Annotated in this window: 14 protein-coding genes; 13 read left to right on the forward strand and 1 reads right to left on the reverse strand. The window is 73.1% G+C overall.

Features of this window, described 5'->3' with window-relative positions:
- Positions 1–52 precede the first annotated feature (52 nt).
- Genes NFX44_RS13185 through NFX44_RS13195 form a run of 3 tightly spaced genes read left to right on the forward strand, consistent with a single transcriptional unit; the run spans position 53 to position 3267 of the window.
- Positions 53–706: a TetR/AcrR family transcriptional regulator gene (locus tag NFX44_RS13185; protein ID WP_262283807.1), complete on the forward strand. Its 654-nt coding sequence runs from the start codon at positions 53–55 to the stop codon at positions 704–706.
- Positions 707–751: 45 nt separating this feature from the next.
- Positions 752–2194 (forward strand): aldehyde dehydrogenase family protein, encoded by a 1443-nt coding sequence (locus tag NFX44_RS13190; RefSeq protein WP_262283808.1) that lies wholly within the window; start codon positions 752–754, stop codon positions 2192–2194.
- Positions 2191–3267, forward strand: a complete 1077-nt coding sequence (locus tag NFX44_RS13195) for a zinc-binding dehydrogenase (RefSeq protein ID WP_262283809.1) — start codon at positions 2191–2193, stop codon at positions 3265–3267. Before NFX44_RS13190 ends, NFX44_RS13195 begins: the two co-directional genes overlap by 4 nt.
- Here the strand turns inward: NFX44_RS13195 and NFX44_RS13200 are convergent.
- Positions 3251–4177 (reverse strand): TetR/AcrR family transcriptional regulator C-terminal domain-containing protein, encoded by a 927-nt coding sequence (locus tag NFX44_RS13200; RefSeq protein ID WP_262283810.1) that lies wholly within the window; start codon positions 4175–4177, stop codon positions 3251–3253. The genes NFX44_RS13195 and NFX44_RS13200 overlap by 17 nt on opposite strands.
- 156 nt (positions 4178–4333) lie before the next feature.
- Here NFX44_RS13200 and NFX44_RS13205 point away from each other — a divergent pair, with 156 nt between their 5' ends.
- The 10 genes from NFX44_RS13205 (at position 4334) to NFX44_RS13250 (ending at position 15497) form a co-directional block, all read left to right on the forward strand.
- On the forward strand, positions 4334–5533 hold the full coding sequence (locus tag NFX44_RS13205; protein WP_262283811.1) for an FAD-dependent monooxygenase: 1200 nt from the start codon (positions 4334–4336) through the stop codon (positions 5531–5533).
- A gap of 220 nt (positions 5534–5753) precedes the next feature.
- Entirely contained in the window at positions 5754–6515 is a 762-nt protein-coding gene (locus tag NFX44_RS13210) for an ABC transporter ATP-binding protein (RefSeq protein WP_262283812.1), read from the forward strand.
- Entirely contained in the window at positions 6502–7194 is a 693-nt protein-coding gene (locus tag NFX44_RS13215) for an ABC transporter ATP-binding protein (RefSeq protein ID WP_262283813.1), read from the forward strand. The genes NFX44_RS13210 and NFX44_RS13215 overlap by 14 nt, the downstream gene beginning before the upstream one ends.
- 47 nt (positions 7195–7241) lie before the next feature.
- Positions 7242–8492 (forward strand): ABC transporter substrate-binding protein, encoded by a 1251-nt coding sequence (locus tag NFX44_RS13220; protein WP_262283814.1) that lies wholly within the window; start codon positions 7242–7244, stop codon positions 8490–8492.
- Positions 8493–8559: 67 nt separating this feature from the next.
- Positions 8560–9441, forward strand: coding sequence for a branched-chain amino acid ABC transporter permease (locus NFX44_RS13225; RefSeq protein ID WP_151461886.1), 882 nt, complete (start codon positions 8560–8562; stop codon positions 9439–9441).
- On the forward strand, positions 9438–10457 hold the full coding sequence (locus NFX44_RS13230) for a branched-chain amino acid ABC transporter permease (protein WP_262283815.1): 1020 nt from the start codon (positions 9438–9440) through the stop codon (positions 10455–10457). Before NFX44_RS13225 ends, NFX44_RS13230 begins: the two co-directional genes overlap by 4 nt.
- 176 nt (positions 10458–10633) lie before the next feature.
- A complete protein-coding gene (locus NFX44_RS13235; protein ID WP_262283816.1) occupies positions 10634–11947 on the forward strand; it encodes a glycosyltransferase 87 family protein in 1314 nt (437 codons plus the stop codon).
- Positions 11948–11996: 49 nt separating this feature from the next.
- Positions 11997–13163 (forward strand): acyltransferase, encoded by a 1167-nt coding sequence (locus NFX44_RS13240; protein ID WP_262283817.1) that lies wholly within the window; start codon positions 11997–11999, stop codon positions 13161–13163.
- Positions 13164–13311: 148 nt separating this feature from the next.
- The gene (locus NFX44_RS13245; protein ID WP_262283818.1) at positions 13312–14877 is read left to right on the forward strand and encodes an MFS transporter; all 1566 of its coding nucleotides are present in this window, start codon (positions 13312–13314) and stop codon (positions 14875–14877) included.
- A gap of 11 nt (positions 14878–14888) precedes the next feature.
- On the forward strand, positions 14889–15497 hold the full coding sequence (locus tag NFX44_RS13250) for a TetR/AcrR family transcriptional regulator (protein WP_262283819.1): 609 nt from the start codon (positions 14889–14891) through the stop codon (positions 15495–15497).
- Positions 15498–15506: the final 9 nt, after the last annotated feature.

Here is a 15506-nt window from a genome sequence, read left to right on the forward strand (position 1 = left end):
GGATTCGACCGGCGAGGGGCGTGCGGTGCGGGCCCGGCGGAAGTGGGCTGAGGTGCCCCGTCCCCGCCAGGCCCTGCTGAACCGGGACCGGATCGTCGAGACCGCGCTCGCGCTGATCGACGCCGACGGCCTCGGCGCGCTCTCCACCCGCCGGCTGGCCGCCGCGCTGAACGTGCAGGGCCCGTCGCTCTACAACCACTTCGCCACCAAGGACGAGATCCTCGACGCGGTGGCGGACAGCGTCACGGCCTCCGTCGACGTCGGCGTCTTCGACCGGTACGACTGGGTCGAGGCGCTGCGCCGCTGGGCCCGGTCCTACCGCGAGGCCCTGACCGTCCACCCGAACATCGTCCCGTACCTGGCGCAGGGGCCGGGGCGCCGGCCGGCCGCGCTGGCCATGGCCGACGCCGTCTACGGCGCCCTGGTCCGGGCGGGCTGGCCGCCGGCGCGGGCCACCCACATCGGCGCCGCGATGCGCTACTTCGTGGCCGGCTCGGCGCTCGGCTCGTTCGCCCGCGGTTTCGTCGAGGACCCGGAGTTGTACGCGGCCCACCCGCACCTCAACCAGGCCCACCGGCTCCGCGGCCACCAGCGCAGCGTCGACGAGGGCGCGTTCACCCTCGGCCTCGACGCGCTGCTGCACGGCCTCGCCGCCGAGTACGCCCGAACGGTGACCCCCCTGGAACGCGGGACCGGTCCGGGGTAGCGTCAAAACTCCCACTGCTAGTTTCCCGCCCCCCGAAGGGACGCCATGGATCTCGCCGACGCGCCCCCCGCCCTGCTGGTCCGCCGCCATCTGCACGTCGCCGGGGACTGGGTCGACCCGGCGGACGGCGGGACGATCCCGGTCGAGAACCCGGCCACCGGGGAGGTCCTCGGGCAGGTCCCCGCCGGCACCCCGGCCGACGTGGACCGCGCCGTGGCCGCCGCCCGGGCCGCCTTCCCCGGCTGGGCCGCCACCGCCCCCGCCGAGCGGGCCGCCCACCTCGACCGGCTGCACACCGCGCTCGCCGCCCGGGCCGACGACATCGCCCGCACGGTGGCCCTCGAACTGGGCACCCCGCTCAAGCTCGCCACCCGGGTACAGGCCGGCCTGCCGCTGGCCGTGCTGCGCGGCATGGTCGACCTGGCCGCCCGCCCGTTGGCGGAGAAGACCGTCGGCAACTCCCTCGTGGTCCGCGAGCCGGTCGGCGTGGTCGGCGCGATCACCCCGTGGAACTACCCGCTGCACCAGGTGGTCGCCAAGGTGGCCCCGGCCCTCGCCGCCGGCTGCACGGTGGTGCTCAAACCCAGCGAGCTGACGCCGCTCACCGCGTACCTGCTCTTCGACGCGATCACCGAGGCCGGCCTGCCGCCCGGGGTGGTCAACCTGGTGCCCGGCACCGGGCCGGTGGTCGGCGAGGCCCTGGCCGCCCACCCCGACGTCGACCTGGTCTCGTTCACCGGTTCCACCGCCACCGGCCGGCGGATCGCCCACCTGGCCGCCGACCGGATCGCCCGGGTCGCCCTGGAACTCGGCGGCAAGTCGGCCAACGTGATCCTCGCCGACGCCGACCTGCCCACCGCCGTGAAGGTCGGGGTCGGCAACGCACTGCTCAACTCGGGTCAGACCTGCACCGCCTGGACCCGCATGCTGGTCCACCGCGACCGGTACGCCGAGGCGCTGGACCTCGTCGCGGCGGCCGTGGCCGGATACCGGCCCGGTGACCCGTTCGACCCGGCCACCCGCCTCGGCCCGCTGGTCTCCGCCGCCCAGGCGGAGCGGGTCCGCGGGCACGTCGACCGGGCGCTCGCCGACGGCGCCCGCCTCGTCGCCGGCGGCCCGGACGCGCCGCTGCCGCCGCGCGGGCACTTCGTCGCCCCCACCGTCTTCGCCGACGTGCACCCGGACAGCGCCCTCGCCCAGGAGGAGGTCTTCGGCCCGGTGCTCGCGGTCATCCCGTTCGCCGACACCGACGAGGCCGTCGCCATCGCCAACAACTCCCGGTACGGGCTGGCCGGCGCGGTCTGGTCCGCCGACGAGGAGGCGGCGCTGGCCGTGGCCCGCCGGCTGCGCACCGGCCAGGTGGACGTCAACGGCGGGGCGTTCAACCCGCTCGCCCCGTTCGGCGGCTACAAGCAGTCCGGCCTCGGCCGCGAGCTGGGCGGCCACGGCATCGAGGAGTTCACCGAGCTGAAGGCGATCCAGCGGTGAGGGCGCTCGTGGTCCGCGGCCGGGGCGCCACCCCGGCCGTCGAGGAGGTACGCCTGCCCGACCCCGGCCCCGGCGAGCTGCGGGTGCGGATCCGGGCCGCCGGCATCTGCCACTCCGACCTGGCCATGGTGGACGGCACGGTGGCGCCCGCGTACCCGCTGGTGCTCGGGCACGAGGCGACCGGCGTGGTGGCCGAGGCCGGCCCCGGCACGCGGCTGGCCGTCGGCACGCCCGTGGTGCTCAACTGGGCCCCCGCCTGCCGCGCCTGCTGGCACTGCCGGCACGGCGAGCCCTGGCTCTGCACGGCCAACACCGGCGCCTCGGTGGCCCGGGGCGAGACCGCCGACGGCGGCCCGCTCCAGGTCACGCTGGGGCTCGGCGCGCTCGCCGAGGAGGTGGTGGTGCCCGAGCGGGCCGCCATCGAGGTGCCGGCCGGCCTGCCGCCGGAGCAGGCCGCGCTGCTGGGCTGCGCGGTGCTCACCGGCACGGGCGCGGTCCGCAACACCGCCCGGGTCAACCCCGGCGAGTCGGTGGCGGTGATCGGCCTCGGCGGGGTCGGCCTCGCCGTGCTCACCGCCGCCCGGCGGGCCGGCGCGGCCCCGATCCTCGCCGTCGACGTGGCCGAGGCGAAGCGGGACCTCGCCCTCGCCGCCGGGGCCACCGACTTCCTCCACTCCGACGACACCCTCGCCAAGGAGGTCCGGGCGCGCACCGAGGGGCGCGGCGTCGACCACGCCTTCGAGTGCGTCGGCCGGTCCGTCACCATCCGGGCCGCCTGGCGGGCGACGCGACGCGGGGGAGCGGTCACCGTAGTCGGCATGGGCGCCAAGGACGACCTGCTCAGCCTGTCGGCGCTGGACATCTTCCACTCGGCCCGCACCCTGCGGTCCTCGGTCTACGGCTCCTCGGACCCCGATCGGGAGGTGCCGGAGCTGGCCGTCGCGCTCGCCGACGGCAGTCTGGACCTGGCGCCGCTGGTCAGCGGGGCCATCCCCCTGGACGAGGCGCCCGCGGCGCTGGACCGGCTGGCCCGGGGCGAGGGCGCCCGCTGGGTGGTCACCTTCCCGGACTGACGTCGCCCTCGATCAACGTGGCGACGCCGTCGAGCAGCCGGCGCAGGCCGAAGTCGAAGACGGTCTCCAGGTCGAGGTCGACTCCGCCGCTGGTCAGGGCGTCCATGGTGGCCAGCCCGCCACCGGCCATCACCTCCTGGAACGTGGCCTGCTGCCGGTCCACCCACTGGTCGTGGGTGAGGCCGGTGTCCTGCACCGCCTGCGCGCCCATCTCCAGGTTGGTCGCGATGCCCTTCACGTAGGCCATCAGGGTGATCGCCACGTGCCAGCGCGCCTGCCGGTCCAGGCCCAGCCCGGCGGTGGCCCGCAGGGCCATGTCGGTGTGCGCCATGCCGTGCGGCAGCGGCTGCGGCCGGGCGATCGAGATGACGTGCGGCACCCAGCGGTGCCGCCGGTAGACCGCCCACTGCGCCCGCGCGAGCACGTCCAGCCGGGCGCGCCAGCCGGCCGGCTCGGTGGCCGGCAGCGGGGCGTCGGCCAGCACCGCGTCGGCCATCGCCAGGATCAGCTCGTCCCGGCCGCGTACGTGCCGGTAGAGCGACATGGTGGCGACGCCCAGCTCGGCGGCGATCTGGCGCATGGACACCGCCGCCAGGCCGCCCTCGTCCGCGAGGTCGATCGCGGTGCGCAGCACCCGCTCGCGGCTCAGCTCCGGCTCCGCGCGCCGCGACTCGGGCCGGGGCGCGGCGACGACGGTGCCGGCGCCGGGCCGGGTCAGCACCAGTCCCTCGGCGCGGAGCAGGGCGAGCACCCGGGTCGCGGTGGCGATGGCCACCCCGTGCTCGCGGGTGAGCTGCCGGGCCGAGGGCACCCGGTCACCGGGTCGCAGCTCGCCCAGGTCGATCCGGCGGCGGATCTCCGCGGCGATCCGCCGGTACGGCGGTTCCTGGCCCTGACCGTGCGGCGACATCCCGGCAGCGTACTAGTACACCGGCGCCACCGGGCACCCCGGAACGGGCAGCGTACTAGGTCGCCGGGGGCGCGCGGCTCCGCACGGACCTAGCGTGACGCGCAGTGCCCGGCCCGGGCCGGGTGGACGGTGTACGCGCGATCTCAGGAGAACACCATGAACGACAGGACCGTGCTCATCTCCGGCGCCGGCGTGGCCGGCCCGGCCCTCGCCTTCTGGCTGCGCCGGCAGGGCTTCGCCGTGACCGTGGTGGAGAACGCCCCCGGGCTGCGTCCCGGCGGGCAGACGGTCGACGTGCGGGGGACCGCCCGCCAGGTGGTCGACCTGATGGGGCTGACCGACCGGATCCGGGCCGCGACCGTCCGGGAGCAGGGCATGGCGTACGTCGACGGGCGGGGCGAGACGCGCGCCCGGCTGCCGGTGCACGCCTTCGGCGGGGAGGGCATCGTCGCCGACATCGAGATCGAGCGCGGCGACCTGGCCCGGCTGCTCTACGAGGCCACCCGGGACGACGTCGAGTACGTCTTCGACGACTCGATCGAGACCCTGGACCAGACCGGGGACGGCGTGCGGCTCACCTTCACCCGCTCCGCCCCGCGCACCGTCGACCTGGTGATCGGCGCGGACGGCTCGCACTCCCGCACCCGGGCGCTCGCCTTCGGCCCCGAGTCGGCGTACGTCCGGCCGCTCGGCGCGTACCTGGCCTACTTCTCCACGCCGTACCGGGACGAGACCGGATGGTTCCTGCTGCACAACGCGCCGGGCGGCCGGGTGGTCGGCACCCGCCCGACCCGGGACGGCCGGACCGCAGCCTTCTTCAGCTTCCGCTCCGGCGAACTCGACGTGGACCGCCGCGACCGGGCCGCCCAGCAACGGCTGCTCGCCGAGCGTTTCGCCGACGTCGGTTGGCGCGCCGCCGACCTGCTGGCCGCCGCGCCGGCCGCCGGCGACTTCTACTTCGACCGGTACGGCCAGGTGCGGATGGACTCGTGGAGCGCCGGGCGGGTGGCGCTGCTCGGCGACGCCGCCTGGTGCCCGTCCCCGCTCACCGGGCAGGGCACCAGCCTCGCGCTGGTCGGCGCGTACCTGCTGGCCGGCGAGCTGGCGGCGGCGCGGGGCGACCACGCGGTGGCCTACCGCCGCTACGAGGAGCTGCTGCGCCCGCACGTGACGCGCAGCCAGGAGCTCCCGGGCGGCGGCATCTCCGGTTTCCTGCCGGCCAGCCGGGCCGCGATCCGGATGCGCGACCTGTCGATGCGGGCCATGACCTCCCGCCCGCTGCGCGGGCTCGCCACCCGCCTCTTCTTCAGCAAGGCCGACGGGATCGACCTGCCGGAGTACGCGGCCGCCCGCTGACGGTGGCGCCACCACATGTCGACGGCCGCCGATCAGTTCGGTTGGCGGTGGACGGGCCCGCCCCCTATGGGGAGCGGGCCCGTCCCATGGGGGGTGAATGTGTGGAGGATCGACATGGCTCGACTCCGCCGGTGCGCCGTAGGTTTCCTGCACGCGACGGCCCTGTGACCCCGGTCACCGACCTGGCCGGCGCGATGGTGGACCTGCGGAGGGTGAGGCGATGGCCGGGCAAGCGATCCTGTCGGCCCGAGGGCTGACCCGGGACTTCCGGGGCTTCCGGGCGGTCGACGGGGTCGACCTCGACGTGGCGCCGGAGACCGTGCACGCCCTGGTGGGGCCGAACGGCGCCGGCAAGACCACCCTGTTCAACCTGCTCACCGGCTTCCTCCCGCCCAGCGCCGGGCGGATCGAGCTGGCCGGCCGGGACGTCACCGGCCTGCCCCCGGAACGGGTCGCCCGGCTCGGCGTGGCCCGCTCCTTCCAGATCACCAGCCTCTTTCCGCAGTTGGGCGCGCGGGAGCACGTCGAGCTGGCCCTCCAGGCTCCCAGCGGGCTGGGGTGGCGGTTCTGGCGCTCGGCGAAGCTCATGCGCCGCTACCGCGACCGGGCCGACGAGCTGCTCGCCATGGTCGGCCTCGCCGAGCTGGCCGAGGCACCGGCCGAGGCCCTCGCGTACGGGCGCAAGCGCGCCCTGGAGCTGGCCATCGCGCTCGCCCTCGACCCGAAGGTGCTGCTGCTCGACGAGCCCACCGCCGGGATGGGGCTGGAGGACGTGGACCGCACCGTCGACCTGATCGCCCGGGTCCGCGCGGGCCGGACCGTGGTCATGGTCGAACACAACATGAGCGTGGTCGGCCGGCTCGCCGACACGGTCACCGTCCTGCAGGCCGGCAAGGTCCTGGTGGAGGGGCCGTACGAGCAGGTCCGCGCCGACGAGCGGGTCATCACCGCCTACCTGGGAGCCGCGGATGCTGCGCATTGAGAACCTCTCCGCCTGGTACGGCGAGGCCCAGGTGCTGCGGGAGGTGAGCCTGGAGGTGGCCGCCGGCGAGGTGGTCACCCTGGTCGGGCGCAACGGCGCCGGCAAGTCCACGCTGCTGCGCTGCGTCATGGGACTGCACCCCGGCCAGCGCGGCACGGTCAGCTTCGCCGATCGGGACGTCACGAAGCTGCCCGCGTACAAGCGGGCGCGGCTGGGGCTCGGCTGGGTCCCCGACGACCGGGGCGCGTACGCCACCCTGACCGTCACCGAGAACCTGACGCTGCCGCCCCGGGTCGGCCCGGACCCGTGGCCCCTGGAACGGGTCTACGAGGCGTTCCCCGCCCTCTACAGCCGGCGGGACTCGGCGGCCACCATGCTCTCCGGCGGCGAGCAGCAGATGCTCGCGCTGGCCCGGGTGCTGCGCATGGGCGCCCGGCTGCTGCTCTGCGACGAGCCCACCGAGGGCCTGTCCCCACTGCTCGTGCAGCAGGTCGGTGACCTGTTGCGCGAGGCCAAGAGGCACGGCGTGACCGTGCTGCTGGTCGAGCAGAACCTGCACTTCGCCACCGGCGTCGCCGACCGGCACTACCTGCTGGCCGAGGGACGGATCGCGGAGGCGATGGACAACTCCGAGGTGCGCTCGCGGGAGCGCGAGCTGCTCGCGTACCTCGGCATCTGAAACGACGGCTGACCCGCGTGGACCGCGCGGTACGAAGGGATTTGGACATGCGTAGAAGCGTGGGTGTGGCCGCCGCGTCGGCGGCGGCGCTGCTGGTCGCGGGCTGCGGTGGCGGTGGCCCCCAGTCCGGTGGCGACTCGAAGCTGACCGGCGACAAGATCGTGCTGGGTGTCCTCAACGACCAGTCCGGGGCCTACTCGGAGCTGTCCGGGCGGAACTCGGTCAAGGCCGTGGAGATGGCGATCGCCGACTTCAAGGCCAAGTACGGCGACAAGGCGGTCACCAAGAACATCAGCGTGGAGACCGCCGACCACCAGAACAAGCCGGATGTGGCCAACAGCAAGGCCCAGGAGATGTACGACCGCAAGGGCGTCGACGCCATCCTCGACGTGCCGACCTCCTCGGCCGCCCTCAAGGTCGCCGACGTGGCCAAGGAGAAGAAGAAGCTCTACTTCAACATCGGCGCGGCGACCACCGACCTGACCGGCAAGAGCTGCAACAAGTACACGTTCCACTACGCCTACGACACCTACATGCTGGCCCACGGCACCGGCACGGTGACCACCCAGCAGGTCGGCAAGAACTGGTACATCCTCTACCCGAACTACGCGTTCGGGCAGGACATGGAGAAGAGCTTCTCCGCCGCCATCACCGCCGCCGGCGGGCAGGTGGTCGGCAAGGACGGGGCGCCGTTCCCGAACACCAGCGGCGACTACTCCTCGTTCCTGCTCAAGGCCCCCACGCTGAACCCGAAGCCGCAGGTGCTCGGCACCATGCAGGCCGGCGCCGAGCTGGTCAACGTGGTGAAGCAGTACAACGAGTTCAAGCTGCGGGACAAGGGCGTCGGGCTGGCGGTCGGCCTCATGTTCATCACCGACATCCACTCGCTCACCCCGGCCGCGCTCGCCGGCACCACCTACACCGACGCCTGGTACTGGAACTTCGACCAGCAGAACCGGGAGTGGGCCGACAAGTTCCAGTCCCAGACCGGCACCCGGCCGTCCTTCGCCCACGCGGCCAACTACTCGGCGGCCATGCAGTACCTGGAGGCCGTGCAGGCCGCCGGCACCGACGACGCGGACACCGTGGTCAAGGGCCTGGAGGGCAAGGAGGTCAACGACCTCTTCCTGCGCAACGGCAAGATCCGCGCGGAGGACCACCGGGTCATCCACGACGCCTACCTGGCGCAGGTGAAGCCGCAGGCCGAGGTCGGCGAGCCGTGGGACTACGTGAAGATCCTCAAGACCATCCCGGCGGCCGAGGCGTTCCGCGCCCCGTCGGCCGACTGCAAGATGTGAGCGCGAGGAGTGAGCCGGTTTTGCGAGCCCCGCAGTCGAGAACGGAGGAAGGCGAGGTGACGAGCTGATGTCAGGGTTCCTGCAGAACACGTTCAACGGGCTGGTGGGCGGGGCGTTCTACGCCCTGCTCGCCCTCGGGCTCGCGGTCATCTTCGGCATGCTCCGGGTGGTGAACTTCGCCCACGGCGCCTTCTACATGCTCGGCGCCTTCGGGGCGTACGTGCTGCTCGCCGAGGCGGGCGTGCCGTTCTGGGCCGCGTTGGTGATCATGCCGCTGGCGCTGGGCCTGCTCGGCATGGTGCTGGAGCGGGCGGTGATCCACCGGCTGACCCGGCTCGACCCGCTCTACAACTTCCTGCTCACCTTCGGCCTCACGCTGATCCTGCAGGACCTGGTGAAGTCCCGGTACGGCGTGCAGTCCAGCCCGTACGCCACCCCCGCCGAGCTGAGCGGGACCGTCGACTTCGGACTGTTCGACTTCCCCACCTACCGGGTCTTCATCCTCGGGTTCACCGTGCTGCTCTGCGTCGCGGTCTGGTGGGTGCTCGGCCGGACCCGGGTCGGCATGGTGGTCCGGGCCGCCACCGAGCGTCCCGAGCTGACCCGGGCCTTCGGCATCGACGTGGGGAGGTGGGTCACCCCGGTGTTCGGCTTCGGCATCGCCCTGGCCGGGCTGGCTGGGGTGCTCGCCGCCCCGATGCGGGCGGTGAACCCGCTCATGGGCGCCGACCTGATCATCGTGGTCTTCGCGGTGGTGGTGATCGGCGGGCTCGGTTCGATCTTCGGCTCGGTGGCCGCCGGCTTCGGCATCGGCCTGATCCAGGCGTGGGGCGAGGCGTACCTGTCGGACTTCCCGATCGTGTCGCAGACCGTCGTGTTCGTGGTGATGGCCGCGGTGCTGCTCTGGCGGCCGGCCGGCCTGTTCGGCCGAGAGGAGGCACCGGCATGACCAGTGCTGTCGACACGCCCGCCGAGGAGTCGGCCCGGCCCGCCCCGCCGTCCGGGCTGCTCACCGTGGCCCGGGCGCCCGGCTGGGTCCGGTACGCGCTGCTCGCCGCCGGCCTGGTCGTGGCCATCTGGCTGCCGAACGGGCTCTACCCGGCGGTGGCCGTGGACATCCTCTGCTGGGCGCTGTTCGCCGTCTCGGTGGACCTGCTGCTCGGCTTCACCGGGCTGATGTCCTTCGGGCACGCCGCGTTCTGGGGAACCTCGGCGTACGTGACCGGCCTGGTGGCGATCCACGCCGGCCTGCCCTTCCCGGCGGCCGTGCTGGCCGGGGCGCTGGCCGCGGCGCTGCTCGCGCTGCCGATCGGCTACCTCGCGGTCAAGCGCACCGGCATCTACTTCGCCATGGTCACCCTCGCGTTCGCGCAGATGGTCTACTACGTGGCCAACGAGTGGCGCTCGGTCACGCAGGGCGAGAACGGCCTCCAGGGGGTGCCCCGGGAGTTCTTCGGCGCGGACCTCACCGACGACTACTACTTCTACTACGCGATCCTGCCGATCGTGCTGCTCGGCCTGCTCGCCGCCTGGCGGATCGTGCACTCGCCGTTCGGACGGGTGCTGGTCGGCATCCGGGACAACCCGGCCCGGGCCCGCGCGCTCGGCTACCCGGTGCACCGCTACAAGCTGACCGCGTTCGTCCTGTCCGGCTTCCTGGCCGGGCTCGGCGGCGGGCTCTTCGCGGTCGGCCACCGGTTCGTCTCGCTGGACGTGTTGCACTGGACCACCTCCGGCAAGGCGGTCATCGTGGTGGTGCTCGGCGGCATCGGCACCCTCTGGGGCGGCGTGCTCGGGGCGGCCCTGGTGGTCCGGCTGGAGGACTGGCTGTCGTTCTCCGGCTTCGAGGCCATCGGCCTGGTCACCGGCGGCATCTTCGTCCTCGTGGTGCTGCTGTTCCGGCGCGGCATCTGGGGCACGATCGCCCACCTGGCGCGGCGCCGGGGCGCCGCCCGCCGCGGTTAGTTCGCCGCGGAGAGCGCGGGGTGACCGTGGTCGGGCGTGGCTTGCCTTGCGCGCCCGTCACGGCCACCCCGCGTGCCCGTGTGACGGTGGGCGGTCCACTCGCTACGGTAAGTCACCAACCGCCCGAGGGGGCGTTACCCGCGGTGAGCGCGATCCGGGCTAGGATTCGGCCCACTATGGTCATCCAGCGCATCCGCCGGTTCGCCGCCGGCGCGGCGGCCGATCATGCCGCCCGCCCGCGCACCCCGGTGCCGAACTGGCTCCTCGTCCCTGGTCTGGCCGTACTGGCCGTCTCGCTCGCGGCGTACATCGCGTTCCTGCGGGAGTACCCGTTCGCCGGGACGGACTTCATGATGTACCTCGGGGCCGCCCACGCGTTCCTCGACGGGCAGCCCGTCTACCAGCTCGGGTACACCACGCTGAACCTGCCGTACACCTACCCGCCGATCACCCTGCCGTTCCTGGTCCCGCTGACCTGGTTCGACCCGCGGGTCGCCCTGAACCTGATGAACGCGGCGGGTGTCGCGGCGATGCTCGCCGCCCTGTGGTTCACCACCAGGATGCTCGGCTACGAGGGCACCCGTGGCCGCCTCGGTGTGGTCGCCGCCATCGGTGGCGTGTTGATCTGGACCGAGCCGCTGCAGCGCAACCTCGGGCTGGGTCAGATCAACATCCTGGTCATGCTGCTGGTCGTCGCCGACCTCGCGCTGTCCGACCGCAGCCGGTTCAAGGGCATCGGGATCGGGGCCGCGACCGCGACCAAGCTGCTGCCCGGCCTCTTCGTGGTCTACCTGCTGCTCACGCGGCGGATCCGGGCCGCCGTCGTCGCGGCGGTCACCTTCGTGGGCCTCACGCTGCTGGGCGCGATCATCCAGCCGGGCGGGTCGTTCGACTACTGGCTGGCCGGGCGGGCGTTCGACTCGCACCGGGTGCTGATGATTCTCGGCCCCCGCTACGGCGGCAACCAGTCCCTGCAGGGCTTCACGGCCCGCCTGCTCGAGACCGACGAGCAGAACACGATCTGGTGGATGCTGTCCGTGGTCGTCGTGACGGTCGCCGGCCTCGCCCTCGCGACCGCGCTCCAGCGGCACGGCGAGGAGGCCATGGGCATGGTCGTCGTCGGCCTCACCACGCTTCTCGTCTCGCCGGTGAGCTGGTCGCACTACTGGATCTGGATCGGCCCGATGGCGGTGGTGCTCGTCGACGTCGTGCGCCGCTCGCACGGCACGGCACGCGTGCTGGCCGGTGTCGTCGCGGTTGCCGCGATCCTGCCCTTCCTCATGTGGCCGGGGCCCGCCCGGACCGGCGAGATCATCCCGAGGGGCCTGATCTGGAAGGCAGGCTACCTGCACGGGCTCGCCCAGCGGCTCGCGGTTGACGCCTACGTGCCGACGGTGCTGGTACTGTTCGCGCTCGCCGCGCTCTGGCTGCTCTACCAGTGGCGGCGTGCCGGACAGGCGGTCACCCCGGCGGAACGCGTCCCGGCATGACGAGGTCCCTCCGGCCGAGTTCCACCGCCCCGACCCCGAGGAGTCGTCGATGACGCAGGCGACGGACGAACGCGACGCGCCCGCCCCGACCACCGAGCCGACGCGCTCCGACCCGCAGGTGGCGCTGCCCCGGCAGGGCGGCGGCCCGGCCCCGGCGGTGCCGACCCCGTCCGGCGCGCGGCGCCCCCGCCTGCTGGTGCTCGACGGGCTGCGCCTCGGCGCGGCGATCATGGTCGTCGCGTACCACCTCGTGGGGGACAAGCTCGGCGCGTGGCGGAACCCCTCCGCCGCGGCCCTCTTCGGCCCGCTGCACTCCGCCGCCGCGTACGGCTTCCTCGGGGTTCAGCTGTTCTTCATCATCAGCGGCTTCGTCATCTGCATGAGCGCGTGGGGCCGGCCCGTCGGTGACTTCTTCGTCTCCCGCGTGGTGCGGCTCTATCCCGCGTACTGGTTCGCGGTCCTGGTGTCGGCGGGCGTGCTCCTGGCCGTGCCGGTCACCCGGGAGATCCAGGCCCGTGACGTGCTGGCCAACCTCACGATGATGCAGGACTTCCTGGGCGTTCCGCGTCTGGACATGTCCTACTGGACGCTCACCGTCGAGCTGATCTTCTACCTGCTGTTCGCCGTGGTCGTCGCCCGCGGTCTCAGCTACCGCCGCGTGGTCACCTTCTGCGCCGTGTGGACGGTCGCCACGCTCGTCGTGCCGAACTTCGACAACCAGTGGCTCGTCGAGGTCACGGCGGCCAGCCACGCCAGCTACTTCATCGCGGGCGTGGCTCTCTACCTCATCCACCGCTTCGGCCAGAACCTGCTGCTCTGGTCGATCGTCGGGCTGTCCTGGCTGATCTCGCTCACCCGGCTGCTCGGCCTCGCCAAGGCGCGCGACGTCTCGTTCGCGCCGGCGGCCGTGATCGTGACGGTCTTCTTCCTCGTCATGGCGGCGGTCGCGCTCAACCGCTTCGGATGGGTGCGGTGGCCCTGGGTCGCGACGGCCGGCGCCCTGACCTACCCGCTCTACCTGGTGCACCAGACGGTCGGGGTGGCCGTCATCAAGAAGGCCCAGACCCACTTGCCGCCGTGGCTGCTGCTGGGCGCGCTGTTCGCGTTGCTGCTGGTGGCCGCGTGGCTGATCCACCGGTTCGTCGAGCGACCCGTCGCCCGGTGGATGAAGGGGCAGCTCAACCGGTCACTGCGCCAGGTGCGCGAGATCAACTGACCCTCGCGGGCTCACTCGAACGGGGGTGACCTGGGACACAAACGATACGGACCGGTTCCGTATCGAAACGCTCTCACCTACGCTCGACTCCGTTACGAGTCTGTCCCGTATCGTATTTTGACGCGGGTGAGCCGGGGGGAGAACCCGAGTGGAACCGCACGAGAACACCGGACACCCGAGGAGGTGGGCGATCCTGGGAGTGCTGGTGATCAGCCTCCTCGTGGTCGTCCTCGACAACACCATCCTCAACGTCGCCCTGCGTACACTCGCCGACCCGGTGCACGGCCTCGGGGCCAGCCAGGGCGAGCTGGAGTGGGCGATCAACTCCTACACCCTGGTCTTCGCCGGGCTGCTCTTCACCTTCGGCGTCCTCGGCGACCGCCTCGGCCGCAAGCGTTTCCTGATGGTCGGCCTGGCCCTGTTCGGGCTGGCCTCGCTGCTCTCCGCGTACGCCCAGGACCCGGGCCAGCTCATCGCCACCCGCGCCCTCATGGGCGTCGGCGGCGCGGCCATCATGCCGGTGACCCTGTCGATCATCTCCAACGTCTTCGACCCCCGGGAGCGGGCCAAGGCGATCGGCGTCTGGGCCGGCGCGGTCGGCCTGGCCGTGGCCATCGGCCCGGTGCTCGGCGGCGCCCTGCTGGAGCACTACTGGTGGGGCTCGGTCTTCCTGATCAACGTGCCGGTGGTGGTGCTCGGCGTGGTGCTCGTCGCGACCCTCGTCCCGGAGTCGCGCGACCCCCGGCCCGGCCGGGTCGACCTGCTCGGCGTGCTGCTGTCCGTGGTCGGCCTCGTCGCCCTCACCTACGGCATCATCGACGGCGGCGAGCACGGCTTCGACCGGGCGCGGGTGTGGGTCGCGATCCTCGGCGGGCTCGCGGTGCTCGGCTGGTTCGTCGCCCACGAGCTGCGCAGCGACCACCCGTCGCTGGACGTCCGGCTGTTCCGGGTGCCCCGGTTCGCCGCGCCGGTGGCGCTGGTCGGCCTGGTCTTCTTCGCCGCCATGGGCGTGATGTTCTTCGGCGCGTTCTACCTCCAGCTGGTCCGCGGCTACAGCCCGCTGGAGAGCGGCCTGCTCTTCCTGCCCTTCGCCGCCGCGCAGCTGATCTTCGCGCCGCGCAGCGCCGCCATGGTCCGCCGCTACGGGGGCCGGGCGGTGGCCGGTGTCGGGCTGCTGCTCACCGCCGCCGCGCTCGGCGCGTTCGTGCTCATCGACGCCGACACCCCGATCTGGATCTTCTCGGCGCTGGGCTTCGTCCAGGGCGCCGGGATGGCCAACATCATGCCGCCGGCCACCGAGTCGATCATGTCGGCGCTGCCCCGGGAGAAGGCCGGCGTGGGCTCGGCCGTGAGCAACACCGTCCGTCAGGTGGCCGGCGCGCTCGGCGTGGCGGTGCTCGGCTCGGTGCTCTCCGCGGTCTACCGCAACGACGTGGCGTCGACCCTGTCCGGCCTGCCCGCCCCCGTCCGCGACGCGGCCCAGGAGTCGATCTCCGGGGCGTACGCGGTCGCGGGCCGGCTCGGGACCGGCGCGCCCCGGCTCATCGACGCGGCGAACGACTCGTTCGTCTCGGCGATGCACTGGGCGGCGGGGATCTCCGCGCTGGTGGCGCTGCTCGGGATGGGCATCGTGCTGCGCTGGATGCCGGGCCGCCCGGTGGTCGAGACCGAGTCCCGGCCGGCCGCCGAGCCGGAGTTGGCCGGGACCGCGTAGGTTCGGCGACAATGTCTGACATGACTTCCATGGCTGATGCTCCGCGGTCGCCCGGGCGACCGCGGAGCGTCCGCGCGGACGAGGCGATCGTGGAGGCCACCCTCGACCTGCTCGCGGAGGGCAGCACGCTCGAGGCGCTCTCCATCGAGGCGATCGCCGCCCGCGCCGGGGTGGGCAAGGCCACCATCTACCGCCGCTGGTCCGGCAAGGACGCGTTGCTGATGGACGCGCTGGGCCGGCTCAAGGGGGTGCCGCCCCAGCCCGCCGGGCGGTCCGTCCGCGACGACCTGGTGCTGCTGGTCGGCGCGGTCGGCCACAACGTCGACCCGCGAGCCGCGAAGATCATGCCGTGCCTGGTCCCGGAGGTGAACCGCAGCCCCGACCACTTCCAGCTCTACCAGAACATCGTCGCGCCGCGGCGGAAGCTGATGCGGGAGGTGCTGCGCCGCGGGGTGGACAGCGGCGAGCTCCGCGCCGACCTCGACGTCGAGCTGGCCACGGCGCTGCTGACCGGCCCCATGCTGATCCAGCGGGTGCTGCGCTGGCACCCCGAGCTGGACGACCAGATCCTCCCCGAACGGGTCGTGGACGCCGTCCTGGAAGGCCTCCGCGCCCGCTGACGACCCCCG

Source organism: Micromonospora sp. MA102 (assembly GCF_025460765.1).
GTDB classification, from domain to species: Bacteria; Actinomycetota; Actinomycetes; order Mycobacteriales; family Micromonosporaceae; genus Micromonospora; species Micromonospora halotolerans.